This is a genomic window from Staphylococcus aureus (genome assembly GCF_001027105.1).
Lineage (GTDB): Bacteria > Bacillota > Bacilli > Staphylococcales > Staphylococcaceae > Staphylococcus > Staphylococcus aureus.
In genome coordinates, this window is sequence record NZ_CP011526.1 from 683,609 (window position 1) to 709,112 (window position 25,504).

Here is a 25,504-nt window from a genome sequence, read left to right on the forward strand (position 1 = left end):
CTTATCGGCACATTTTTAATTTATACATATTTTAAAACTAAGTAACAGTTTGAAGAAATCGTAGTTCAATAATGTTAATTGTGAAAATGTATATAAACATAAAAAAATCATGTATAATATATGTTGTTAATTAAACAGTTCGAAAGCGAGATGACATTATGGGACGTAAATGGAATAACATTAAAGAAAAAAAGGCCCAAAAAGATAAAAACACAAGTAGAATATATGCGAAATTTGGTAAGGAGATTTATGTTGCAGCAAAATCTGGTGAACCCAATCCAGAATCTAACCAAGCTTTAAGGTTGGTGCTTGAACGCGCTAAGACATATTCAGTGCCGAATCATATTATTGAAAAAGCAATAGATAAAGCTAAGGGTGCTGGAGACGAAAACTTTGATCACCTAAGATATGAAGGATTTGGCCCAAGCGGATCAATGCTAATTGTTGATGCGTTAACAAATAATGTAAATCGTACTGCCTCTGATGTGCGAGCTGCTTTTGGTAAAAACGGCGGTAATATGGGTGTATCTGGATCAGTTGCTTATATGTTTGATCATGTGGCAACATTTGGTATTGAAGGAAAGTCTGTTGACGAAATACTTGAAACATTAATGGAACAAGATGTAGATGTAAATGATGTGATTGACGATAATGGATTGACAATAGTCTATGCTGAACCAGATCAATTTGCAGTCGTTCAAGATGCGCTTCGTGCAGCAGGTGTTGAAGAATTTAAAGTTGCTGAATTTGAAATGTTACCTCAAACAGATATTGAACTTTCTGAAGCGGACCAAGTAACATTTGAAAAATTAATCGATGCATTAGAAGATTTAGAAGATGTACAAAACGTATTCCATAATGTGGATTTGAAATAATGAAATCAGCAGAACAATGGATTGATGAATTGCAACTTGAATCACATCCTGAAGGTGGTTTCTATAGAGAGACAATTCGAGAAGTATTGAAAGATGGACGCAGAGCGCCGTTTAGTAGTATTTATTTTTTACTTACAGATGACAATATTTCGCATTTTCATCGAATTGATGCTGATGAAGTATGGTACTATCATGCTGGCGATTCTCTAACAATTCATATGATAAATCCGGATGGGGAATATACGACTGCAACATTGGGTACTGATATCCAAAATGGAGATGTATTGCAATATGTAGTGCCTAAAGGAACAATTTTTGCTTCTTCAATCGAAATATCAAATACTTTTAGTTTAGTAGGTTGTATGTGTCAACCGGCATTTGAGTTTAAGCAGTTTGAATTGTTTAAGCAATCTGAATTAATTACGCAATATCCGCATCTTAAATCAGTAATCGAAAAATATGCTTTAAAATAAAAGTGATCAATGAAGTGGTTTGAAGGTTGTTAATAAACCTTTGAGTCACTTCATTTTTATATGTATTCTTGATTGAATCAGAATAGATTTGATGCTTCAGCTGTTTTTAATGAAAATAGCATTAAATGATTTTGAAAACGATAAGAGTGTGTTATTTATATTTTTGAAAAATCACTTTTATGAAGAAATGTGTGTACTATCTAATTAATATTGTCTATTTTAAGTAAATTGAAGCGAGTTGTAGTAAAATAATAATAAATATTTTCATATGATTAACAAAAACTATAAAACTGTATCATGACATGACATCATTTATGTAGTTTTATATAATAATGACAAGGAGTTGGTGACTGTGAAAGTAAAGTATATAGATAAACGTCACTGGCGTCGCCTAATTGATAGGGAATACACAGAGGTAAAAGTTAATAATAATAGGTTTAAGGGTATTATAGGCTTAGTCACGATGAAAAAGGTTCGTGATCCTTTAGAGGTGACGGTAGTTGGACAAAATATCATTGTCGCAGATGACAATTATAAATGGTTGCAAATACTACCTGAAAAGAAACGTTATAGTATAACTGTAATGTTTGATAATAAAGGCAATCCATTAGAATATTATTTTGATATAAATATCAAAAATATAACGCAAAAAGGTAATGCGCGTACAGTAGATTTATGTTTAGATGTTTTAGCATTACCAAGTGGTGAATATGAGTTGGTAGATGAAGATGATTTAATGTTTGCATTAGAAAGTGAGCAAATTACAAAAAAGCAATTTCATGAAGCATATATGATTGCACATCAAATTATGGCAGAGTTAGAAAATGATTTTAAAGGATTCCAAAAGAAAATCATGTACTGCTTTAATAAAATTAATGCAAAGGCTCAAAAAAATCATCAAAAGCCACAAAATAAAACTAATATTGAAAAAAGCAAACAAATAAAGCCTAAGCAATATAATCAAACTAAAAATCACCAACAACAAAAGAAAAACTAAGTAATTCAAGCTGCAGCCATACCAATAAAATTGGTGAAATTATTCGTTAGTAATGAACTCATGAATGCTTGTAGCCATGAAAGTTCAATAATTGAATAATTTATGGGGGGAAATTATGAAGATTGAAGACTATCGTTTACTAATAACATTAGACGAAACGAAAACGTTACGTAAAGCGGCTGAAATTTTATATATATCTCAACCTGCTGTTACACAAAGACTAAAAGCTATTGAAAATGCTTTTGGAGTAGATATTTTTATCAGAACAAAAAAACAATTGATTACAACAACTGAAGGAACAATGATTATTGAGCATGCTCGTGACATGTTGAAAAGAGAGCGATTATTTTTTGACAAAATGCAGGCACATATTGGTGAAGTGAATGGAACAATATCAATCGGGTGTTCTTCTTTGATTGGACAAACCTTACTTCCTGAAGTTTTGAGCCTATATAATGCCCAATTTCCTAATGTTGAAATACAAGTGCAAGTTGGTTCAACTGAACAAATTAAAGCAAATCATAGAGATTATCATGTTATGATAACTCGTGGAAATAAGGTAATGAATTTAGCTAACACACATTTATTTAATGATGATCATTATTTTATTTTTCCAAAAAATAGACGAGATGATGTTACAAAGTTACCATTTATAGAGTTTCAAGCTGATCCGATTTATATAAATCAAATAAAAGAATGGTATAACGATAATTTAGAACAAGATTACCATGCAACTATTACAGTGGATCAAGTAGCAACTTGCAAAGAAATGTTGATTAGTGGTGTAGGTGTTACAATCTTGCCAGAAATTATGATGAAAAATATCAGCAAAGAACAATTTGAGTTTGAAAAAGTAGAAATTGATAATGAACCGCTGATTCGTTCGACATTTATGAGTTATGATCCGAGCATGTTGCAATTGCCACAAGTTGATTCTTTTGTAAATCTCATGGCGAGCTTTGTTGAACAACCAAAGGCGTAGTTTTAGACTAATTTAAGGTTTGTATTTAATTTTAAACTATTCGGTTAAATTGAACGTAGTTGGTTGCTAATGCACCAACAGCAAAAGAGCCCCTAATTAATAAATTAAAAGGGGACAAAGGAATACAGTTGGTTGCTAATGCACCAACTGCATAAGAGCCCCTAATTAATAAATTAAAAGGGGCTCTAAGAAGCGGGGTTATGGATATGTTTGCAGCGTTATTACAAATAAAGAATTATAAACTCTTTGTTGCTAATATGTTTCTACTAGGTATGGGTATTGCGGTTACGGTCCCATATCTTGTTCTTTTTGCAACTAAAGATTTAGGTATGACAACAAATCAGTATGGATTACTTCTAGCATCTGCAGCGATTAGCCAGTTTACAGTAAATTCAATTATTGCTAGATTTTCGGATACGCATCACTTTAATAGAAAAATTATTATTATTCTCGCATTATTAATGGGTGCGCTTGGTTTTTCAATATACTTTTTTGTAGATACAATCTGGTTATTCATATTACTATATGCGATTTTCCAAGGATTATTTGCACCAGCAATGCCCCAACTTTACGCATCTGCTAGAGAATCTATCAATGTTTCAAGCTCTAAAGATAGAGCTCAATTTGCCAACACAGTATTACGTTCAATGTTCTCATTGGGCTTTTTATTTGGTCCATTTATTGGTGCCCAATTAATCGGATTAAAAGGCTATGCTGGATTGTTTGGTGGAACAATAAGTATCATTTTATTTACTTTAGTACTTCAAGTGTTTTTCTATAAGGATTTAAACATTAAACACCCTATTAGTACGCAACAACATGTTGAAAAAATTGCTCCTAATATGTTTAAAGACAAAACGCTTTTATTACCATTTATTGCATTTATTTTATTACACATTGGACAATGGATGTATACGATGAATATGCCTTTATTTGTTACTGATTATTTAAAAGAAAATGAACAACATGTCGGTTATTTAGCTAGTTTATGTGCTGGTTTAGAAGTGCCATTTATGATCATTCTTGGCGTTTTATCATCTAGATTACAGACTCGAACATTGTTGATTTATGGAGCGATTTTTGGTGGTTTATTCTACTTCAGCATTGGGGTATTTAAAAACTTCTATATGATGTTAGCAGGACAGGTGTTTTTAGCTATTTTCTTAGCGGTTCTTTTAGGAATTGGTATTAGTTATTTCCAAGATATCTTACCAGATTTTCCAGGATACGCTTCAACACTATTTTCTAATGCAATGGTTATTGGACAGTTAGGCGGTAACCTATTAGGTGGTGCTATGAGTCACTGGGTAGGTTTGGAAAATGTATTTTTTGTATCAGCAGCATCAATCATGTTAGGTATGATACTTATATTCTTTACTAAAAATCAAAAAATTACAAAAGAGGATGTGATATCAACATGACAATTATTTTATGGCTACTTATCATCGCTGCCTTCATGTTAGCATTTGTTGGGTTGATTAAGCCGATTATTCCTTCTGTTTTAGTATTATGGGTTGGCTTTTTAATCTATCAATTTGGCTTTCATAATCAGCATTTATCATGGGTGTTTTATGTATCTATGGCATTGCTAACAATATTAATTTTATGTGCCGACTTTTTAGCTAATAAATATTTTGTGAATCGCTTCGGTGGTTCTAAGTTTGGAGAGTATGCAGCTTTAATTGGTGTGGTTATTGGATGTTTTGTTTTACCGCCATTTGGAATTATTATTATACCTTTTATTTTGGTATTCATAGTTGAATTAATACAAGGCTATTCATTTGAAAGAGCAGTTAAAGTAAGTATAGGTTCAATCGTAGCATTTTTAACAAGTAGTATAGCTCAAGCAATCATTATGTTTATAATGATTGTATGGTTCTTTATAGATGCTTTATTGATTAATTAATAAAAAGCTTATTGCAAAATATGTTTTTCGGTAACTGTAATTTAGTGATTTTATCATTAACAGTACCAAATTCGCATATGATGTAATAAGCTTTTTGTTTATAAAAATGTATGAGAATGTTTTTTCGAAATATTTCTTTCAATGCGTAATCCAATAGGCATAACTATAAATGAAAATATAATAAATACCCAATTGCTTACCTGAATATATGGTCCAAAGGCAAGTAATGATTGTGGAATAAAGAATACATAGAAAAATCCTACAATTAGTAGAATGATTGCTAAATAGGTGAATATCCATATCCAATTTGAATTGTTAAAACACTGCAGTTGTATTGTTTTAAAACTAAACCATATAAATAAAAAGACAATAAAGAATCCAACGACTACTGAAAACGGGAATGAAACAAAATATAAATTACTTCCATTTTTTTCCATGAAAAATCCTAAAAATCCTTTGAGAAAACTAACAATCCCAATTAATAGAACGATGTGTTGATAGATATATTTAAAAATATTTTTAAATGTTTCATTAGGCATCGCTTTTAGTTCTTTTATTGCATGTGCTTTTGGGTCGTGATTGAAAAAATCTAAGGCTAATAAACCATGTTGTTCTGCGCTTAATAATTGTTTGAGTATACGGTTAATAATTAACTCTGTATCATGAGGGTTGACGCGAAAGTCAGAGCGCATATAAGTCATATAATTCTCGAAGATTTCTCTATCAGTATTGCTTAATCTTAATGATTTAACATTATTTTCTTTTGTTAATTGCGCAGTACTTTTCATTGTTACTTAAGCGCTCCTTTAAAAATGTTTAATTCCAAATTAAAATGGAAATGATTTTATAGTATTAATAAGGTCAATCATATCATATTAAACGCATAAATATAACGATTAATATTGGAGAGGAAAATGAGGACACTTAATAAAGATGAACATAATTATATCAAGCAAATAGCTAATATACATGAGACATTATTGTCGCAAGTAGAATCCAACTATAAATGTACTAAACTGAGTATTGCTCTTAGGTACGAGATGATATGTTCAAGATTAGAACATACAAATGATAAAATTTATATATATGAAAATGAAGGTCAATTAATAGCGTTTATTTGGGGACATTTTAGTAATGAAAAAAGTATGGTTAACATTGAACTGCTATATGTTGAACCACAATTTCGCAAACTGGGAATAGCTACGCAACTGAAGATTGCGCTTGAAAAATGGGCAAAAACTATGAATGCAAAGCGAATAAGCAATACAATTCATAAAAATAATTTGCCAATGATATCTTTGAATAAAGATTTAGGTTATCAAGTGAGTCATGTGAAAATGTATAAAGATATTGATTAGAATTAGGATTATGTTGCTAATTCATGTTAAAATTAAAAAAGATTTAATGACGTTAAGGAGTTTTATATGAAGAAATTAATCATCAGTATTATGGCGGTCATGCTATTTTTAACAGGTTGTGGTAAAAGTCAAGAGAAAGCCACTCTGGAAAAGGATATCGATAATTTACAAAAAGAAAATAAAGAATTAAAAGACAAAAAAGAAAAGCTTCAACAAGAAAAAGAAAAATTAGCAGATAAGCAAAAAGACCTTGAAAAAGAAGTGAAAGATTTAAAACCTTCAAAAGAAGATAACAAGGATGATAAAAAAGACGAAGACAAAAATAAAGACAAAGATAAAGATAAAGAGGCATCACAAGATAAGCAATCAAAAGATCAAACTAAGTCATCGGATAAAGATAATCACAAAAAGCCTACATCAGCAGATAAAGATCAAAAAGCTAATGACAAACACCAATCATAATCGAATTGCTTACTTGTTATAGATGAAAGGTACAGCGTTTTAAACCTTATTTTAAGGGTATGTATTAATTAAAATGTGGTCATGATTGAAACAGAACGTAAAAATAGACAACATAATTAATAAAGGAGAGAAACGGCATGCATGAACAAGATTTTAGAATTTTAGAGGGTCAAGATATTACTTTGCCAGAATTAGGTAGAGAATTAGAAAATATTACAGGACATACGATTGCTGATTCTACTGGCGAAATTAAGCGTGTAATTGCACATTTACCAAACTTTGAGTCCGATACAGATACTTTTGTTGCTACATATCGTTTAAACCATCAACAAGATTTTATAGATGCAACTTTTACTGCGCTGAAATCAGATAGAGCACGTTTAAAAGAAGTGCCAGTTCATGTTGAACTTATAAGTTATATTTCTAAATCAAAATAAACTGCTATCTAAAACGCAAAGTTGATCAAAATATCGATTTTGTGTTTTTTATTGAGAAATTATATAGGAGTGTCAATCGATGATTTATTGTGAAACAGAGCGTTTAATATTAAGAGACTGGCATGAAGATGATCTGTTACCTTTTCAAAAAATGAATGCGAATTATGACGTACGTAAATATTTTCCAAGTTTATTGAGTTATCGTCGTTCAGAATTAGATATGAGAACTATGGATGCGGTTATTAAAGATTATGGCATTGGATTATTTGCTGTAGAAGATAAAGAGTCCCATCAATGGATAGGCTTTATAGGTTTGAATTATATTCCAGAAACAAGCGATTATCCATTTAAAGAATTACCGCTTTATGAAATAGGTTGGCGCTTGTTGCCAGAATTTTGGGGAAAAGGATTAGCAACTGAAGGCGCAAAGGCAACATTGAAGTTAGCAGAAGAACATCAAATATACGATGTCTATAGTTTTACAGCAGAAGCAAATAAAGCTTCACAACGTGTAATGGAAAAAATTGGCATGACAGTGTATGATCATTTCGAATTACCCAATCTAAGTAAGTATCATTTATTAAAAAGGCAAGTGCGCTATTACATTAATCTTCGAAAGTGAAAAATTTATACATAAGCGTAACAAACACCCCTAACATTGTTTAGCTGATGATAACAATATTAGGGGTGTTTGTTTATTTTTTAACCTTAGAATGATTAATCGTATGAACGAGTACCCAGAGGTTTGAAATTTAATATTGATTCAATTAATGATTCCTTAGTGTCGCATAACGGTGCAAGAGCACGATACTTAGGATCAATAAAACCTTCCTCAATCATATGGTCAATCATTGTTTGTAGTGGATTGAAAAAGCCATTAATATTATAAATGGCAATAGGCTTTTCATGGATACCTATTTGAGCCCAACTATACATTTCGAAAAATTCTTCTAGTGAACCTGCGCCACCAGGAGCCATGACAAATGCATCTGCAAGTTCTGCCATTTTATTTTTACGTTCATGCATAGAATCAACTAAAATTAATTCAGTTAAACGTTGGCTTGTGATTTCATGTTCATCTAACATTTTAGGCATGACGCCAATAGCTTTGCCGCCATGATCTAATACACCATCTTGAATGGCACCCATAATGCCAATTGACCCTGCACCAAATACTAATTCATAACCTTGTTCAGCAAAATATTTACCTAAATCGTATGCTTTTTGTACATATGAAGGGTCATGACCTTTGCTTGCACCACAATAAACTGCGATTCGTTTCATGTTAATCCAGCTCCTTAATTCGATGAATGACTTTTAATAGTGATTGTTCAAACACTTTTTGATCTTGCTTTGTAAAAGGTGGGGGACCTTTGTGGCGACCACCTTGTTTTCTAATTTGTGCATTCATATATCGTTTATCTAATAGTTGTTGAATATTTTTGGAATTGTATATCTTCCCATTATGATGCATGACAATTAAGACTTTGTCGACTAATAAACTTGCGAGTCCATAATCTTGAGTGACTACGATATCATCCTTCGTTGATAATTGAACAATTTTGTAATCAACTGCATCTGGTCCATCATCAACATATAATGTTGATACATGTGGAGGATATAATTGGTTCGAAAAATGGCTGAAGCTCCGAATAATTGTCACAAAAATGCCTGTCTCAGTTGTTAAATCTATAATAGAATCAACAACAGGACAAGCATCTCCATCAATAATAATATGTGTCACAATTATGCCTCTGTATTGTTTTCTTTATTTTGTTGAGAGGCGCTTTTGGCAACATAATCTTTATATTTTTTAAATGACTTGATGCGTGCTTTATCAGCTTCTTGTTGGCGTTTTTGTTCTTCTTTGTGTCGTTTTTCAATATTTTTTTGTAACTTTTTATTCATTTTAGCGATTTCTTTGCGATTTTTTTCAGCTAGTTTATCGCCTTTTTTCTCAGTTTTCTCATCTAATTTATTAGGTGTTAAGCCTGCTTTTTCTTCGTATTTTTGTGATTTTTTCATATCTTTAATACGTTGTATTTCATTCTTTTCGCGGGCTTTTTGCTCTTCTTTATGACGCTTTTCGATATTTTTTTGAAGTATTTTATTCATTTTATCAGCGTCTTTACGATTTTGTTTAGCTAATTTTTCGCCTTTTTTCTCAATATAGGCAGGATCATGTTCTCTAGCAAACTTTTTAAGTTCACGTTTATTTTCAAAATCTTGTTTTTTATCGCCGACATATTCTTTAACATCACTCGCTGTGTTACTGATTGCTGCAGATGTTTTTGAAGCAACTTTACTTGTAGCATCTGTAACTTTTTGTACGTCCGGATGTTGTTTGATACGTTTACGTTCAACAATTAACGGTACCAATACAATTGGTAATACATTAATCATAAATTTGATGACTTTTTTCTTATCCATAGATCTTGCCTCCATAATTACTTTATTAATTTTACATACCCTATGATACATCAATATAAACGATGATAGTAGTGAATCACTATTAAGTATTTCAGATGTTTTTTAAAAGAAGACAATAAAAACTGCCAATCAAGTGATTCCTTAATTGACAGTCTATATTTTAAAAGGAAATTAAATACCTTTACCAATGCCAAATCCGAAGTAAAGTATAGCAATAAAGATTACTAATACAATTCTGTAAATGGCAAATGGAATTAGTTTGATTTTGTTAATTAGATGCAAGAATGTTTTGATTGCAATTAGTCCAACAGTAAATGCAGCTAAAAAGCCTAAAATATAAAAAGGTATATCAGCAATCTGAATATCTTGATAATGTTTTAATAAAGATAAACCACTAGCTGCTAACATAATTGGAACAGCCATAATAAATGTAAAGTCCGATGCTGCTTTATGATTTAATTTCATTAATACCCCAGTTGAAATTGTTGAGCCTGAACGGCTGAAACCAGGCCACATAGCTACTGCTTGAGAAATACCAATTACAAATGCTTGGAAATAACTGATTTGATCTACTGTTTGTGGGTTTTTAACTTTAGCTGAGTATTTATCAGCAATAATCATATAGATAGCACCTACGAATAAGCCAATCATAACAGTTGGCACACTAAATAAATGTTCTTCGATGAAATCATCAAATAGTAAGCCTAAAATACCTGCTGGCACCATACCCACTAATACATGTAATAAATTTAAACGTCTTGGCTTTGAACGTCTTTGTTGATCGTTATCTCCTTCAACATGTTTGTGTTTACCAATATGTAAAATCTCTAAGAAGCGTTCGCGGAACACCCATGCTGCTGCAAAGACGGATCCTAATTGGATGACGATTTTAAATGTAAATGCTGACTGAGAACCTAAAAATTCAGATGATTTTAACCACATATCATCAACTAGGATCATATGTCCAGTAGAGGAAACAGGTGCAAATTCTGTTAATCCTTCGACGACCCCTAAGATAATACCTTTTATTAATTCAATGATAAACATAATGTACCCACTTTCATTACTCAATTTAATTTATTTAAATATCAAAATTACCATATCATGATAGCATATTCATTTAAAGACATGCTAGTTATAGTTATAATACTAGACTAAAGATGTATATATTCATTTTCTTTTACATGTAAAACTACAATATTTTATTGAGCTATTTAATTTGATTTTAAGGAAAACCTTTTATAATAGGTTTAGGTGATATAATTGTGAAAAAATTAACAACAATACTGTTTCAATATAAAATTTTTCCGGTACTCATGTTCTTGGTCAGTACTGGTCTCGGCATAATCGTTATAACGCAAAATATTTTAATAGCAGATTTTTTAGCTAAAATTATAAGACATCAATTTCAAGGTTTATGGATTGTATTATTTATTTTATTAGGTGTTTTACTTTTAAGAGCAACTGTGCAATTTCTAAATCAATGGTTAGGTGATACATTAGCATTTAAAGTTAAGCATATGCTTAGACAGCGGGTTATTTATAAAAATAATGGTCATCCAATCGGTGAACAAATGACTATACTCACAGAAAACATTGATGGTCTAGCACCTTTTTATAAGAGTTATTTGCCTCAAGTGTTCAAATCAATGATGGTTCCGCTCATCATAATCATTGCAATGTTTTTCATCCATTTCAATACCGCATTAATTATGTTAATAACTGCACCATTTATTCCTTTGTTTTATATTATTTTCGGTTTGAAAACGCGAGATGAGTCAAAAGATCAAATGACTTATTTGAATCAATTTAGTCAACGGTTTTTAAATATTGCTAAAGGTTTAGTGACGTTAAAGCTATTTAATCGTACAGAGCAAACAGAGAAGCATATTTACGACGATAGTACTCAGTTTAGAACTTTAACAATGCGCATTTTACGCAGTGCTTTTTTATCGGGATTAATGCTCGAATTTATAAGTATGTTAGGTATTGGATTGGTTGCATTGGAAGCAACGCTAAGCTTAGTAGTATTTCATAATATTGATTTTAAAACTGCGGCAATTGCGATTATTTTAGCGCCTGAATTTTATAATGCAATTAAGGACTTAGGGCAAGCGTTCCATACTGGAAAACAAAGTGAAGGTGCCAGTGACGTTGTGTTTGAGTTTTTAGAACAACCGAACTATAATAATGAATTTCTATTAAAGTATGAGGAAAACCAAAAGCCATTTATTCAGTTAACAGACATATCATTTCGATATGATGATTCTGATAGATTGGTATTAAATGATTTAAATTTGGAAATATTTAAAGGTGATCAAATTGCACTTGTAGGTCCAAGCGGGGCAGGTAAATCCACTTTGACACATCTTATTGCAGGTGTTTATCAGCCAACAATAGGTACTATAAGTACAAACCAGCGTGATTTAAATATAGGAATACTTAGTCAACAGCCATATATTTTCAGTGCTTCTATAAAAGAGAATATTACGATGTTTAAAGATATAGAAAATAATACTATTGAAGAAGTGCTAGACGAAGTAGGTTTATTAGACAAAGTGCAATCTTTCACAAAAGGCATTAACACAATAATAGGTGAAGGAGGCGAAATGTTATCTGGTGGACAGATGAGACGCATAGAACTTTGCCGTCTTTTAGTTATGAAGCCAGATCTCGTTATATTTGATGAGCCTGCAACTGGTTTAGATATTCAAACAGAACACATGATTCAGAACGTTCTGTTTCAACATTTTAAAGATACAACGATGATTGTCATTGCACATAGAGATAATACAATTCGCCATTTACAACGACGCTTGTATATAGAAAATGGAAGACTGATTGCTGATGATCGCAATATTTCAGTAAATATAACAGAAAATGGTGATGACTTATGAAAACACGACTAAAATTTCAAGTAGATAAGGATTTATTGTTAGCTATAGTTGTTGGTGTTTGTGGAAGTTTAGTTGCGCTCGCCATGTTTTTCTTAAGTGGTTATATGGTGACACAAAGTGCACTTGGTGCGCCACTATACGCTCTGATGATTTTAGTCGTTACAGTAAAATTGTTTGGGTTTTTAAGAGCTATTACTCGATACGTAGAGCGCCTTATTTCTCATAAAGCTACATTTACAATGCTACGTGATATTCGGGTACAGTTTTTCGGTAAATTAGTAAATGTCATTCCTAATGTTTACCGTAAACTGAGTTCTAGTGATTTAATTTCACGTATGATTAGTCGTGTTGAGGCATTACAAAATATATATTTACGTGTTTATTATCCACCAGTCGTCATCGGTTTGACAGCGCTAGTTACAGTCATAGTTTTGGCGTTCATTTCAATCGGCCATGCGCTATTGATTATGGTTAGCATGTTGTTCACTTTACTCATTGTTCCTTGGTTAAGCTCAAAAAAAGCACGTACTTTAAAGAAACATGCAGCTAATGAACAGGCCCGATTTTTAAATCATTTTTATGATTATAAAGCTGGTATGGATGAACTACGTCGATTTAATCAAATTAATCATTATCGAGATAATTTGATGGCTAAATTAAATCATTTTGATAAATTACAACTTAAAGAGCAACGCTTTTTAACGATTTATGATTTTATATTAAATATTATTGCTATGCTTTCGATTTTTGGTAGTTTAGTTCTAGGATTAATTCAAATTAATGCAGGCCAACTAAATATTATTTATATGACGAGTATAGTTTTAATGGTCTTAACTTTATTTGAACAAGCTGTACCAATGACAAATGTCGCGTATTATAAAGCGGATACTGACCAAGCATTGCACGATATTAATGAAGTGATATCTGTACCTTCTACTAATGGAAAAAAACGTCTTAATGATAAGTATGATGCAACGAACATTTATGAAGTTAAGGATGCTAGTTTTAAGTATTGGAATCAGCAAACGTATGTGTTGTCGGATATTAATTTTAATGTTAATAGAGGCGAAAAGATTGCGATTGTGGGTCCTTCTGGTTCAGGAAAAAGTACATTACTACAAATTATGGCAGGGTTATATCAATTAGATAGTGGCTCTGTTCGTTTCGAAAATATGGATATGTTTGAAATAGATGACAAAGATAAGTTTGAATCGTTAAATGTCTTGCTACAATCTCAACAATTATTTGATGGTACAATACGTCAAAATTTATTTACCGATGAAAAAGATGAAGCGGTGCAAGCAATATTTAAGCAATTAGATTTAGAACATTTGGCACTAGAACGTCAAATTGACTTAGATGGTCATACATTATCTGGCGGAGAAATTCAGCGTTTAGCGATTACGAGGATGTTATTAAAAGATACTGCATCAACATGGATTTTAGATGAACCAACAACTGCATTAGATAAACAAAATAGTTTAAAAGTTATGGATTTAATTGAAGCACATGCAGAAACATTAATTGTTGCTACACACGATTTAACTTTATTGTCACGTTTTGAGACCATCATTGTGATGATAAATGGTAAAATAGTTGAAAAGGGAAACTATCAACAATTACTAGCTAATCAAGGTGCTTTATGGAATATGATTCAATATAATGCATAAAAAAACTGCTTGATAGGCTAAGAAACCTTTCAAGCAGTTTTTTAACTAACAAGCTTACGCGTGCTAATTGTTTTTCTATTCTTAATAAATTCTAAACATTACTTTAATTGTCATGACAAAAGTTAATTATTTTTCCTTTGTTTCATCAAATGCATGAATGACTTTACCTAATAAGCGATTAAGTTCTTTAACTTCATCTTGCGATAAAGAAGAAGCTGAAGCGACTTTGTCAGATGCATTACTTAATTCTGGTCTAATAGTTTCACTTTTGTCAGTCAAGTGAATAAATACTTCACGTTGATCGACTTCGGAACGTTCACGCTTAATTAAGTCTACTTGTTCCATTCGTTTTAATAATGGTGATACTGTACCAGTATCGAGTGCTAATTCAGTTACGACTTTCTTGACGTTTACAGGAGATTCATCCCATAAAATTGTTAAGACAAGAAATTGTGGGTATGTTAGATTGTACTTCTTAAAAACTTTGTTAGAGTAGTAGCGATTAACTTGTCTTTGAGCATTGTACAAACTAAAGCATAGCTGTTCTTTTAAATTATGTTGATCAGACATTAAAGTTCTCCTCCAGACATACTATCCGTTTTTTCTCTTTTCGGATTGGTAATCATTAAAAAGTTGATTGTTTATTAATTCACAACTTTCTTTGATTCAATGCCATGCTAAAATTAAAGTATGTTTAAAGTTTAGAAGATATTTTTGATTAAATCAAGCAAAAAGATAATTTAATATATATGTTATCATTTTTAAAAATAACTGTAATAGAAAAGAGAATATAAAATGAAAAATAATAAAGATGAAAAAATAAGAATATCCATAATTAACGGATTTTTGGGTAGTGGTAAAACCACGTTACTGACACATTATATTAGTGAATTATTAAAAAATGATGAGAAAATTAAAATCATCATGAATGAATTCGGTACTTTTGATATTGATAGCAATAGTATTTCAAATGAAATTGAAGTCCATTCATTGATTAATGGTTGTGTTTGTTGCGATCTTAAACAAGAACTTGTCTATGAACTAAAAGCCATTGCTTTAAAAGGGGACGTTAATCATGTCATCATAGAAGCGACAGGCATTGCGCATCCTTTGGAATTACTAGTTGCATGTCAAGATCCGCAAATCGTTAATTTCTTTGAAAAGCCGATTATTTATGGTGTATTAGATGCGACTCGATTTTTAGAACGTCATCAATATACCGAAAATACAGTTTCGCTGATGGAAGATCAGTTGAAACTAAGTGACATGATTATTATTAATAAAATTGATCTTATAACTGATGACAGTCTTGAGAAAATTGATAAGCAATTAGGTATGATTTGTGCAAGTATTCCAACTTATAAAACAACCTATGGAAAAGTTTCGTTGGAAGAATTGGACTTAACTGTTAAAGACAGAGAGATATCGTCTCATCATCACCATCATCATGGGATTAAAAGTATGACTTACACGTTTACAGGTCCGATTGATCGTCATTTGTTTTATCAATTTATAATGAAATTACCGGAATCTGTTCTACGTTTGAAAGGTTATGTGTCATTTAGAGATCAACCAAATGCAATTTATGAATTTCAATATGCATATGGTTTACCAGACTATGGAATAATTGGCATGCAATTACCATTAACGATTGTTATTATTGGTGAAACTTTAGATACAAATCACATACGTAATCAATTGGATATGCTACAATTTACGTAAATCAGAAAATGTGTTGTTTCAATTTAACGGAAATAGCACATTAATTTCTTAATACTTTTATTGTGAATATTTTGTGACATTGAGGGATGGAGTGGATGAGATATGGAACAAATAATGATTAATCACTATGTTCATTTTTCTAGGCTTGTACAAGGTTTTTGGCGTGCAAATGAATGGAAGATGACTGCGAAAGAGTTAAATTATTTTATAAATGAATTAGTTGAACGTGGAATTACAACGATGGATCATGCTGATATTTATGGAGATTATCAATGTGAATCACTGTTTGGTAATGCTTTGGATTTATCACCCGAATTAAGAAATAAAATTCAAATTGTTACGAAATGTGGTATCATTTTGCCTTCTAAGCAATTTGATTTTACAAATGGACATCGTTATGATTTGAGTAGTAAGCACATCGTGAAATCTGTTGAACAGTCATTAATCAATTTGAATGTAGATTATTTAGATAGTCTACTCATTCATCGTCCTTCACCATTGATGGATCCAGAACAAGTTGCTGATGCATTAACTAAACTTGTTAAACAAGGTAAGTTGAAGTCATTCGGGGTGTCGAATTTTAATCATTCACAATACCAATTGTTAAATCAATATATTATGAAAGAAAGACTACATATTAGCATCAATCAATTAGAATTATCGCCATATCACGTTGATAGTTTACAAGATGGAACAATGGATTCAATGTATCAAAACCATGTTCAAATCATGGCTTGGAGTCCTTTTGCAGGCGGTAAAATTTTCGACAAGGAAGATATTAAAGCGCAACGTATTATGAAAGTTGTTCAATCAATAGCTGACAAATATGGTGTGAGTGACACAGCTGTGATGATAGCGTGGTTAGTAAAAATACCGCATCGTATCATGCCGATACTTGGAACAAGTCAGTTAAAGCGTATTGATCAAGCAATCGAAGGGCTACAACTTAATTTAGATGATCAGTCGTGGTTTGACATTTACACCGCTATTATCGGACAAGATATTCCGTAAACTTATTTACTTTTAAATCATAAAGGAGCATATCATGACAAACGAATATAAACGTTTCGAACAATTAAGATTTGAACGCAAATTTATAGTTATTCCGTATTTAATTTATGCAGTCATTGTATTACTATTAAATATTTTCTATTCTGATTTGAAAATAACAATGACATTATTCGGACTTTTCTTTGCGTATAATGTAGTCATTTTGTTCATAGCATTTGTTAAACATTATAAACGCACATTGTTACTAAGTCTTATATTAACAGTGCTTAGTGGCGCGGCATTCTTTGGAATTATTTATGTTTATGGCATTAATCATTTTTAAACATTAAAAAGAGACTATCTACAATAATCTCATTTGCATTTTATCTAACTAAGTTTAACTTTTGCTTAGAAAAATGATGCTATGAGGATATTCAGTAGATAGTTTTTTTATGATCTAATATTTAAACTTAGATATCGTTTTGTAATTAACCGAGATAACTCATCACCTAGCAATATTATTTACAAAATATTTCGATAAAATTGTGTATTTTGCATAAATTAAAAATGTATGTTTTAAAAAATTGTTATAATTAAATTAAGATTAAACAAAGGGGTGACTGTTATGTCAGAAGAAAAACATGTAGTTGAACATGAACAACAAAAGAAAGAAAAGACAAAAAAGCAATACAAGCCATTTTGGATTGTCATGAGTTTTATAATACTTATAGTTGTACTATTACTCCCGGCACCTTCAAGTCTGCCGATAATGGCTAAGGCAGTACTAGCTATTTTAGCTTTTGCAGTTATTATGTGGGTAACGGAAGCTGTATCATATCCGGTGTCAGCAACTTTAATTATTGGCTTAATGATATTACTTTTAGGATTTAGCCCTGTTCAAAATTTAGGGGAGAAGCTAGGTAATCCGAAAAGTGGCAGTGCTATTTTAGCTGGAAGTGACCTTCTAGGAACTAATCATGCATTATCATTAGCGTTTAGTGGATTTGCAACTTCAGCTGTAGCTCTCGTTGCAGCTGCATTATTTTTGGCTGCTGCTATGCAAGAAACGAATTTGCATAAAAGACTAGCTCTTTTAGTGTTATCAATTGTTGGTAATAAAACTAGAAATATAGTTATTGGAGCAATTATCGTTTCAATTGTACTTGCATTTTTCGTTCCTTCTGCAACAGCTAGAGCAGGGGCAGTTGTACCAATCTTGCTGGGTATGATTGCGGCATTTAAAGTTTCCAAAGATAGCAAGTTAGCGTCTTTATTAATAATTACTTCAGTACAAGCTGTGTCAATTTGGAATATTGGTATCAAAACGGCGGCAGCACAAAATATCGTAGCGATTAATTTTATAAACCATCAATTAGGATTTGATGTTTCATGGGGCGAGTGGTTCTTATATGCAGCGCCTTGGTCCATAGTTATGTCCGTAGCTTTATATTTCATCATGATTAAAGTGATGCCTCCAGAAATTAATACAATAGAAGGTGGTAAAGATTTAATAAAAGAAGAATTGCATAAACTTGGCCCCGTTAGCCCACGTGAATGGCGTTTAATTGTTATATCGATGTTATTATTACTGTTTTGGTCAACTGAAAAAGTATTACATCCGATTGACTCTGCATCCATTACTATTATTGCTTTAGGTGTTATGTTAATGCCGAAAATTGGTGTCATGACATGGAAACATGTTGAAAATAAAATACCATGGGGAACAATTATCGTGTTTGGTGTAGGTATTTCACTAGGTAACGTTCTTTTGAAAACAGGTGCAGCTCAATGGTTAAGTGATCAAACTTTTGGTGTTTTAGGTTTAAAACATTTACCTATTATCGCGACAATTGCACTTATCACGCTTTTTAATATATTGATTCATTTGGGCTTTGCGAGTGCAACAAGTTTATCATCAGCGTTAATACCTGTTTTTATTTCGCTAACCTCTACGTTACACTTAGGAGACCAGTCTATAGGATTTGTTTTAATTCAACAATTTGTTATTAGTTTTGGTTTCTTATTACCTGTTAGTGCACCTCAAAATATGTTGGCTTATGGCACTGGTACTTTTACGGTTAAAGATTTCTTGAAGGCAGGTATACCATTGACAATTGTAGGGTATATTCTAGTGATAGTTTTTAGCATGACTTATTGGAAATGGTTAGGTTTGCTTTAATTAAAAATATAAATAAGAATCTAGGTTATTTTAAAGTGACAAAAAGCTTAATAAAATAAAAAGATAATTGAAGGGTGTTTTGTTTATGGCAATTGCTGTGTTATTAAATCGAATGTTTCGAATGGAACACAATCCATTATTTGAATATATTTATCAACAAAAAGAAGACATTGATGCATGTTATTTTATCATTCCGGAAGAGGACATGTCTTCAGCTTCTGATTTGAAAGCACAGTTTTATCGCGGTACTTTGCAGCGCTTTTACCAATCGTTGCACGCAGAAAAGCTTACACCTTATGTTATGTCTTATGACGATATCATTTCATTTTGTAAAGAAAACAATATCTCTGAAGTAGTGACTGCGGGTGATATTATGAGTTATCATCTTGAAGAATATGATATTTTACATCAACGTTCTTTATTCAATGAAGCACGCATTGCCGTTACTTTGATACGTGGGAATCATTACTTTAAAGCGAGTAAAACAATGAATCAACAAGGGGAGCCATACAATGTTTTTACTAGTTTCTATAAAAAATGGCGACCTTACTTGAGGCATAGAGACGTATATCACTATGATTTAAAATCATTCGAAAACTTTGTCATTGCATCACCTGATGATTTAGTGTTTGATGACATAGCATTTGGATCCTCACAAATAATTGAACAGAATAAATGGCAACATTTTTTAGATCAAGATATACAGAATTACGAAAGCGGAAGAGACTATTTACCTGAAGTATTAACAAGTCAGCTAAGTGTTGCTTTAGCATATGGATTATTAGATATTATTGAAATTTTTAATGATTTATTGGCGCGTTATGATGAAGATGAGGCAAACTATGAAGCATTTATACGTGAACTCATTTTTAGAGAATTTTATTATGTGTTAATGACACAGTATCCTGAAACCTCATACCAAGCTTTCAAACCTAAATATCGACAGATAAAATGGTCGCAAAATGAAGCGGATTTTAATGCATGGTGCGAAGGGCAAACAGGATTTCCAATCATTGATGCAGCAATAATGGAATTGACACAAACTGGTTTTATGCATAATCGAATGAGAATGGTTGTGTCGCAATTTTTAACCAAAGATTTATTTATAGATTGGACATGGGGAGAAAAATTCTTTAGAAAGCACCTTATTGACTATGATGCAGCATCAAATATTCATGGATGGCAATGGTCTGCTTCTACAGGTACGGATGCAGTGCCGTATTTTAGAATGTTTAATCCAATAAGACAGAGTGAACGCTTTGATGCTAAAGCTTTGTATATCAAAACATATCTTCCGATTTTTAATCAAATTGATGCAAAATATTTGCATGATACACAACGCAATGAGTCCAACCTTTTTGAACAGGGGATTGAATTAGGTAGTCATTATCCAAGACAAATGGTAGATCATCAAGAAAAACGTACACAAGTTTTAGCTACATTTAAAGCGCTAGACTAATTCGGCTCAATTGATAGATCTGGCATGAGTAAAATCTGGAGCAGAATATAAAGTTCTTAAGCAATATAAATAAGCCAATTTCTATTATTGATGTGATAGAAATTGGCTTTCCTCAAATATATAAGTTGTATTTAGTTTTCTTATTAATTTGATGTTATCTTAGTATGTCCGTAAATAAAGTGAGGTATAGTACGACATACTCTAAAAACGTAGCGAGATAAATATATTTCAATCTAACTTTTATGTTTTGAGGCACTTGCCATTTAGGATATTGTCGTTCGTAATACGACACTTGTTGTATAAATACACCTAGTCCAAATGGCAGCATCATGAGTAAGATACTTCTTAAATAACTTAAACCAATATCATGCCATATGTGTCCAATAATCAATTGAAAGACAATGATAGATACTATTAAAACGATTATATTTATTGTCACTTGTTCAAACGCACTCCTTTTCCAAATAATAGAATTGCTGCTTGCATGACAACCATAAAACATACAAACATAGCAGTTTTAAGCGTTAGACTTTCTAGAATGTGATTTAGAACATGTAAGGGCTCATTAAAGAAATAAACGGAATGTAAGCGTAAGAAACGACCAATATAAATTCCGAATCCATTTAAAAACATTAGCACGACAACAATTAATCTATTAAGCCAACGGTGAGAAGTCAATGTTAGTATTTCAAAATAGATTAAAATCATCACATAAACCGCTAAGAAGACACCAAGCAGTAAATAGGTAAAGTATTTCCACTCACTTAAATTTAGTCCTGCGTAAAAGTTGAATTGAAATTGGTTCAAATGGATTAAATCAGTTACCATATAAAATGTATTTGGTAAAAGTAACACAAATATAAAACTATATATGATAAAGAGTGGCCATTCATACTTTTTATTCGGTTTGAATAATCGTAATAATAGACTAAGCTCAAAAGGTATATATGCTAAAAACAAATTTAAAGTCATAAATTGAAAAATTTTAGTCTCAAAAAGGGAGACGATAAATAAAATTAAAAAGTAAATTCTAGCGATGTATCGAGATTGCATCAATAATAAACACTACTTTCTAATGAAAAAGTTATTCATTCAAATGTGATAGTTATAAACGCATTCAATTCCTAATTAAAAATTTAATTTAACTCGTTGAAGTATATTAATAAACGAGAATGCATTTATGATTAAGCACTTATGATAACTTGTAATAAAATTTGATTCAACTAAAAAGTAAAGTGCTATTGAGGATCAAGTAAATTTAAACCGACTGCATCTTTGAATGAACGTTGAATGTCCAAATCAGTTACAGTAAGAATGATTTCAGCAGTTGCAGAAACAATTGCTTTAGCGAGATGTCCGCTAAAAGTTTCATATGATTGAGTACCGAAAGTAGCATGCAAATGTGCAAAATGACCATTGTCTAGACGAGAAATATTACCTAATAAGCTCGTCAATTCCAGTGGCTCAGTAATATGTTTTTCTTCGTATTGTTTCGTTGTTAAATTGAAAAATTTTAATACAACGTCATCACATGCACCAATGCCGCTGACAGATGTAAATGTTAAGTCTTGGTCATCTGCAAAGGTTGTTATACATTCAACGATATCTTCTCCTTTTTCCAACACTAGTAGTATAGTATGATTACTTTTTTGCAATTTCATATGATCAATCCCCTTTATTTTAATATGTCATTAATTATACAATTAAATGGAAAATAGTGATAATTACAAAGAAAAAATATTGTCAAATGTAGCAATGTTGTAATACAATATAGAAACTTTTTACGAATATTTAGCATGAATTGCAATCTGTCGTGGAAAAGAAGAATAACAGCTTTAAGCATGACATGGAGAAAAAAGAGGTGAGCATATGAATAAACAGATTTTTGTCTTATATTTTAATATTTTCTTGATTTTTTTAGGTATCGGTTTAGTAATACCAGTCTTGCCTGTTTATTTAAAAGATTTGGGATTAACTGGTAGTGATTTAGGATTACTAGTTGCTGCTTTTGCGTTATCTCAAATGATTATATCGCCGTTTGGTGGTACGCTAGCTGACAAATTAGGGAAGAAATTAATTATATGTATAGGATTAATTTTGTTTTCAGTGTCAGAATTTATGTTTGCAGTTGGCCACAATTTTTCGGTATTGATGTTATCGAGAGTGATTGGTGGTATGAGTGCTGGTATGGTAATGCCTGGTGTGACAGGTTTAATAGCTGACATTTCACCAAGCCATCAAAAAGCAAAAAACTTTGGCTACATGTCAGCGATTATCAATTCTGGATTCATTTTAGGACCAGGGATTGGTGGATTTATGGCAGAAGTTTCACATCGTATGCCATTTTACTTTGCAGGAGCATTAGGTATTCTAGCATTTATAATGTCAATTGTATTGATTCACGATCCGAAAAAGTCTACGACAAGTGGTTTCCAAAAGTTAGAGCCACAATTGCTAACGAAAATTAACTGGAAAGTGTTTATTACACCAGTTATTTTAACACTTGTATTATCGTTTGGTTTATCTGCATTTGAAACATTGTATTCACTATACACAGCTGACAAGGTAAATTATTCACCTAAAGATATTTCGATTGCTATTACGGGTGGCGGTATATTTGGGGCACTTTTCCAAATCTATTTCTTCGATAAATTTATGAAGTATTTCTCAGAGTTAACATTTATAGCTTGGTCATTATTATATTCAGTTGTTGTCTTAATATTATTAGTTTTTGCTAATGACTATTGGTCAATAATGTTAATCAGTTTTGTTGTCTTCATAGGTTTTGATATGATACGACCAGCCATTACAAATTATTTTTCTAATATTGCTGGAGAAAGGCAAGGCTTTGCAGGCGGATTGAACTCGACATTCACTAGTATGGGTAATTTCATAGGTCCTTTAATCGCAGGTGCGTTATTTGATGTACACATTGAAGCACCAATTTATATGGCTATAGGTGTTTCATTAGCAGGTGTTGTTATTGTTTTAATTGAAAAGCAACATAGAGCAAAATTGAAAGAACAAAATATGTAGCATAAGTATTTTGGTGTATATTGATATAAAGTAAAGCGTAATATTATGAATGATTAGCATCGTTTTTCTTATGAATTTTATTAAGAAAATTCGATGCTTTACATTTAAAAAGATTCGATTGACTAAATGTTTTACTCTTTATATTTAAATGTTATATGTAACAAAAAATGATTTTGAGTAATAAACATGTTACAAATATTACATTCTTTTTAAATTGCAATCCACATACCTAATTCATTAACGTTAATGTGTTAAGATGATAAAAAATGAGTAAGGAAATGTGGGTAAGGGGATGACAGTAAAAAATTTATTTTTAGGCTTTGTTGCTGTAATATTAACCGTTTGTTTAATTGGTTTATTAATATTAGCAACAAATGAAGATGCGCTTGCTAAGGTACATAAAACAATTAATACGCTTAACGCGATAAATGTATCAACTGAAGATACTTATAAAAAGAAAATGGATATTCTCAATATTCATACTGCTAAAGCATCTGAAGTGAATGAAAATGTGAAAAAGCAAAATCATTTTAAACATCGTGTGAATGCAAATAAATCAAATTCTTTTAACGAACAAGAGTGCCAAGTTATTGCTGATCGTTATGCAGATAAGCATATCAATGATAATTATGGTTTAGAAAGAATTTCTAAGACAAATCATGGATATAATTATGTGTATTCCAATGATAATTCAACTAGTAAGCAACATGTAAGTATTTCAAATCAAGGCATAATAACGAAATAATAGATGGAACAGTGTATTCTAATTGGATATACTGTTTTTATTTTGCAATAATTTAATTTAAAAAGGTGAATTCAACTTATAAAATGATGTAAATGTTATGTCAAAATCAACCAATCCGTAATGTATTTTAAAATGTTAATATAGTTCTGAAGAAGTATAAATGAGGTGTTGAAATGGCTAAAAATAAGAAAACGAACGCGATGCGTATGCTTGATCGTGCAAAAATTAAATACGAAGTTCATAGCTTTGAGGTACCAGAAGAACATTTATCTGGTCAAGAAGTCGCAGAACTCATACAAGCAAATGTTAAAACAGTATTTAAAACGCTTGTTCTAGAAAATACAAAACATGAACATTTTGTATTTGTTATCCCAGTAAGTGAAACTTTAGATATGAAAAAGGCAGCTGCTTTGGTTGGAGAGAAGAAATTGCAGCTTATGCCTTTAGATAATTTGAAAAATGTAACGGGATACATTCGTGGTGGGTGTTCGCCTGTTGGTATGAAAACATTGTTTCCAACAGTCGTTGACAAATCGTGTGAAAATTATAGTCATATCAGTGTGAGTGGTGGGCTTCGAACAATGCAAATCACAATAGCTGTTGAGGATTTGATTACAATAACTAAAGGCAAAATTGGAGCAGTTATCCATGAATGATTAATAACAACAAAAAGTATGGGGCAAGATTAGGAGTGTGACAGAGATGAAATTTTTATAAAATTCATTTCTGCCACACTCCTTTTTGATTGAATTAGCATTTTACGATCATAAACAGTCATTATAATTGAGTATTTGAACATAAAAATGTAATTTTATCGTCACAATTTGAGTGTTTGTGATTGTTTTTGGTAATTTATGATTGAAAAGTGAAAGCGTACTCATTATAA

At 31.4% G+C, this 25,504-nt stretch carries 30 protein-coding genes; 21 read left to right on the forward strand and 9 right to left on the reverse strand.

All coding sequences use genetic code 11. The features are described from left to right. The first annotated feature begins 158 nt into the window (after positions 1–158). The 7 genes from AA076_RS03290 (at position 159) to AA076_RS03325 (ending at position 5,233) form a co-directional block, all read left to right on the forward strand. Entirely contained in the window at positions 159–875 is a 717-nt protein-coding gene (locus AA076_RS03290) for a YebC/PmpR family DNA-binding transcriptional regulator (protein WP_000532966.1), read from the forward strand. Then, positions 875–1,348, forward strand: a complete 474-nt coding sequence (locus AA076_RS03295) for a cupin domain-containing protein (RefSeq protein WP_000833483.1) — start codon at positions 875–877, stop codon at positions 1,346–1,348. Before AA076_RS03290 ends, AA076_RS03295 begins: the two co-directional genes overlap by 1 nt. Positions 1,349–1,439: 91 nt before the next feature. Continuing rightward, a complete protein-coding gene (locus AA076_RS14515; protein ID WP_001789973.1) occupies positions 1,440–1,556 on the forward strand; it encodes a hypothetical protein in 117 nt (38 codons plus the stop codon). 144 nt (positions 1,557–1,700) lie between these two features. After that, a complete protein-coding gene (locus AA076_RS03305; protein WP_000865624.1) occupies positions 1,701–2,345 on the forward strand; it encodes a ribonuclease FAU-1 family protein in 645 nt (214 codons plus the stop codon). 115 nt (positions 2,346–2,460) lie between these two features. Beyond that, entirely contained in the window at positions 2,461–3,327 is an 867-nt protein-coding gene (locus tag AA076_RS03310) for a LysR family transcriptional regulator (RefSeq protein WP_000687411.1), read from the forward strand. Between the two features lie 200 nt (positions 3,328–3,527). Next, positions 3,528–4,748, forward strand: coding sequence for a sugar efflux transporter (locus AA076_RS03320; protein ID WP_000367064.1), 1,221 nt, complete (start codon positions 3,528–3,530; stop codon positions 4,746–4,748). Then, the gene (locus AA076_RS03325; RefSeq protein WP_000152582.1) at positions 4,745–5,233 is read left to right on the forward strand and encodes a DUF456 domain-containing protein; all 489 of its coding nucleotides are present in this window, start codon (positions 4,745–4,747) and stop codon (positions 5,231–5,233) included. Before AA076_RS03320 ends, AA076_RS03325 begins: the two co-directional genes overlap by 4 nt. A gap of 98 nt (positions 5,234–5,331) precedes the next feature. Here the strand turns inward: AA076_RS03325 and AA076_RS03330 are convergent, their stop codons facing one another. Next, positions 5,332–6,021 carry a DUF1129 domain-containing protein gene (locus tag AA076_RS03330; protein ID WP_000842860.1) on the reverse strand — a complete coding sequence of 230 codons (690 nt, stop codon included), beginning with the start codon at positions 6,019–6,021 and terminating at the stop codon, positions 5,332–5,334. A gap of 126 nt (positions 6,022–6,147) precedes the next feature. Here AA076_RS03330 and AA076_RS03335 point away from each other — a divergent pair, with 126 nt between their 5' ends. From AA076_RS03335 to AA076_RS03350, 4 genes are all read left to right on the forward strand, one after another. Next, positions 6,148–6,591, forward strand: a complete 444-nt coding sequence (locus AA076_RS03335; protein WP_001259678.1) for a GNAT family N-acetyltransferase — start codon at positions 6,148–6,150, stop codon at positions 6,589–6,591. Positions 6,592–6,657: 66 nt separating this feature from the next. Further along, positions 6,658–7,053: an SA0632 family lipoprotein gene (locus tag AA076_RS03340; RefSeq protein WP_000733431.1), complete on the forward strand. Its 396-nt coding sequence runs from the start codon at positions 6,658–6,660 to the stop codon at positions 7,051–7,053. Between the two features lie 137 nt (positions 7,054–7,190). Then, on the forward strand, positions 7,191–7,490 hold the full coding sequence (locus AA076_RS03345) for a hypothetical protein (protein ID WP_000545115.1): 300 nt from the start codon (positions 7,191–7,193) through the stop codon (positions 7,488–7,490). Between the two features lie 79 nt (positions 7,491–7,569). Then, on the forward strand, positions 7,570–8,112 hold the full coding sequence (locus AA076_RS03350; RefSeq protein WP_000638613.1) for a GNAT family N-acetyltransferase: 543 nt from the start codon (positions 7,570–7,572) through the stop codon (positions 8,110–8,112). A gap of 95 nt (positions 8,113–8,207) precedes the next feature. Here AA076_RS03350 and AA076_RS03355 read toward each other — a convergent pair whose 3' ends face one another. From AA076_RS03355 to AA076_RS03370, 4 genes are all read right to left on the reverse strand, one after another. Continuing rightward, positions 8,208–8,774, reverse strand: coding sequence for an LOG family protein (locus AA076_RS03355; protein WP_000820892.1), 567 nt, complete (start codon positions 8,772–8,774; stop codon positions 8,208–8,210). A 1-nt stretch (position 8,775) separates the two neighbouring features. Continuing rightward, positions 8,776–9,234, reverse strand: a complete 459-nt coding sequence (locus AA076_RS03360; protein ID WP_000148828.1) for a YaiI/YqxD family protein — start codon at positions 9,232–9,234, stop codon at positions 8,776–8,778. Positions 9,235–9,236: 2 nt separating this feature from the next. Beyond that, positions 9,237–9,920, reverse strand: a complete 684-nt coding sequence (locus AA076_RS03365) for a hypothetical protein (RefSeq protein ID WP_000358498.1) — start codon at positions 9,918–9,920, stop codon at positions 9,237–9,239. 171 nt (positions 9,921–10,091) lie between these two features. Next, positions 10,092–10,967 carry an undecaprenyl-diphosphate phosphatase gene (locus tag AA076_RS03370; protein WP_000469890.1) on the reverse strand — a complete coding sequence of 292 codons (876 nt, stop codon included), beginning with the start codon at positions 10,965–10,967 and terminating at the stop codon, positions 10,092–10,094. Between the two features lie 218 nt (positions 10,968–11,185). On the opposite strand from AA076_RS03370, the gene AA076_RS03375 reads away from it, so the two are divergent. Together AA076_RS03375 and AA076_RS03380 are read left to right on the forward strand one after the other, a co-directional pair. Then, positions 11,186–12,817 carry an ABC transporter ATP-binding protein/permease gene (locus AA076_RS03375; RefSeq protein WP_000737143.1) on the forward strand — a complete coding sequence of 544 codons (1,632 nt, stop codon included), beginning with the start codon at positions 11,186–11,188 and terminating at the stop codon, positions 12,815–12,817. After that, positions 12,814–14,487, forward strand: coding sequence for an amino acid ABC transporter ATP-binding/permease protein (locus AA076_RS03380; RefSeq protein WP_000857602.1), 1,674 nt, complete (start codon positions 12,814–12,816; stop codon positions 14,485–14,487). Before AA076_RS03375 ends, AA076_RS03380 begins: the two co-directional genes overlap by 4 nt. A 126-nt stretch (positions 14,488–14,613) precedes the next feature. Here AA076_RS03380 and mgrA read toward each other — a convergent pair whose 3' ends face one another. Continuing rightward, on the reverse strand, positions 14,614–15,057 hold the full coding sequence (gene mgrA, locus AA076_RS03385; RefSeq protein ID WP_001283444.1) for a global transcriptional regulator MgrA: 444 nt from the start codon (positions 15,055–15,057) through the stop codon (positions 14,614–14,616). Between the two features lie 225 nt (positions 15,058–15,282). Here mgrA and AA076_RS03390 point away from each other — a divergent pair, with 225 nt between their 5' ends. The 5 genes from AA076_RS03390 (at position 15,283) to AA076_RS03410 (ending at position 20,837) form a co-directional block, all read left to right on the forward strand. Beyond that, positions 15,283–16,209: a CobW family GTP-binding protein gene (locus tag AA076_RS03390; protein ID WP_000794407.1), complete on the forward strand. Its 927-nt coding sequence runs from the start codon at positions 15,283–15,285 to the stop codon at positions 16,207–16,209. Between the two features lie 102 nt (positions 16,210–16,311). Further along, positions 16,312–17,220, forward strand: a complete 909-nt coding sequence (locus tag AA076_RS03395) for an aldo/keto reductase (RefSeq protein WP_000435107.1) — start codon at positions 16,312–16,314, stop codon at positions 17,218–17,220. Positions 17,221–17,254: 34 nt separating this feature from the next. Next, positions 17,255–17,542, forward strand: a complete 288-nt coding sequence (locus AA076_RS03400) for a hypothetical protein (protein ID WP_001836197.1) — start codon at positions 17,255–17,257, stop codon at positions 17,540–17,542. Between the two features lie 282 nt (positions 17,543–17,824). Further along, complete coding sequence (locus AA076_RS03405; RefSeq protein ID WP_001288049.1) at positions 17,825–19,378, forward strand: SLC13 family permease; 1,554 nt, start codon at positions 17,825–17,827, stop codon at positions 19,376–19,378. Positions 19,379–19,463: 85 nt separating this feature from the next. After that, positions 19,464–20,837, forward strand: a complete 1,374-nt coding sequence (locus tag AA076_RS03410; protein ID WP_000952049.1) for a cryptochrome/photolyase family protein — start codon at positions 19,464–19,466, stop codon at positions 20,835–20,837. Between the two features lie 154 nt (positions 20,838–20,991). Here the strand turns inward: AA076_RS03410 and AA076_RS03415 are convergent, their stop codons facing one another. The 3 genes from AA076_RS03415 to AA076_RS03425 all read right to left on the reverse strand — a co-directional run bounded on the left by AA076_RS03415 (position 20,992) and on the right by AA076_RS03425 (position 22,498). Further along, complete coding sequence (locus AA076_RS03415; protein WP_000154465.1) at positions 20,992–21,276, reverse strand: hypothetical protein; 285 nt, start codon at positions 21,274–21,276, stop codon at positions 20,992–20,994. After that, on the reverse strand, positions 21,273–21,890 hold the full coding sequence (locus tag AA076_RS03420; RefSeq protein ID WP_001191874.1) for a DUF1361 domain-containing protein: 618 nt from the start codon (positions 21,888–21,890) through the stop codon (positions 21,273–21,275). Before AA076_RS03420 ends, AA076_RS03415 begins: the two co-directional genes overlap by 4 nt. A 185-nt stretch (positions 21,891–22,075) precedes the next feature. Beyond that, positions 22,076–22,498 carry a PPC domain-containing DNA-binding protein gene (locus AA076_RS03425; RefSeq protein ID WP_000776018.1) on the reverse strand — a complete coding sequence of 141 codons (423 nt, stop codon included), beginning with the start codon at positions 22,496–22,498 and terminating at the stop codon, positions 22,076–22,078. 208 nt (positions 22,499–22,706) lie between these two features. Here AA076_RS03425 and norA point away from each other — a divergent pair, with 208 nt between their 5' ends. The 3 genes from norA to ybaK all read left to right on the forward strand — a co-directional run bounded on the left by norA (position 22,707) and on the right by ybaK (position 25,274). Continuing rightward, the gene (gene norA / locus AA076_RS03430; protein ID WP_001041272.1) at positions 22,707–23,873 is read left to right on the forward strand and encodes a multidrug efflux MFS transporter NorA; all 1,167 of its coding nucleotides are present in this window, start codon (positions 22,707–22,709) and stop codon (positions 23,871–23,873) included. A gap of 292 nt (positions 23,874–24,165) precedes the next feature. Then, positions 24,166–24,618 carry a hypothetical protein gene (locus tag AA076_RS03435; RefSeq protein WP_000216727.1) on the forward strand — a complete coding sequence of 151 codons (453 nt, stop codon included), beginning with the start codon at positions 24,166–24,168 and terminating at the stop codon, positions 24,616–24,618. Between the two features lie 173 nt (positions 24,619–24,791). Continuing rightward, complete coding sequence (gene ybaK, locus AA076_RS03440; RefSeq protein ID WP_001107241.1) at positions 24,792–25,274, forward strand: Cys-tRNA(Pro) deacylase; 483 nt, start codon at positions 24,792–24,794, stop codon at positions 25,272–25,274. The last annotated feature ends 230 nt before the right edge of the window (positions 25,275–25,504 follow it).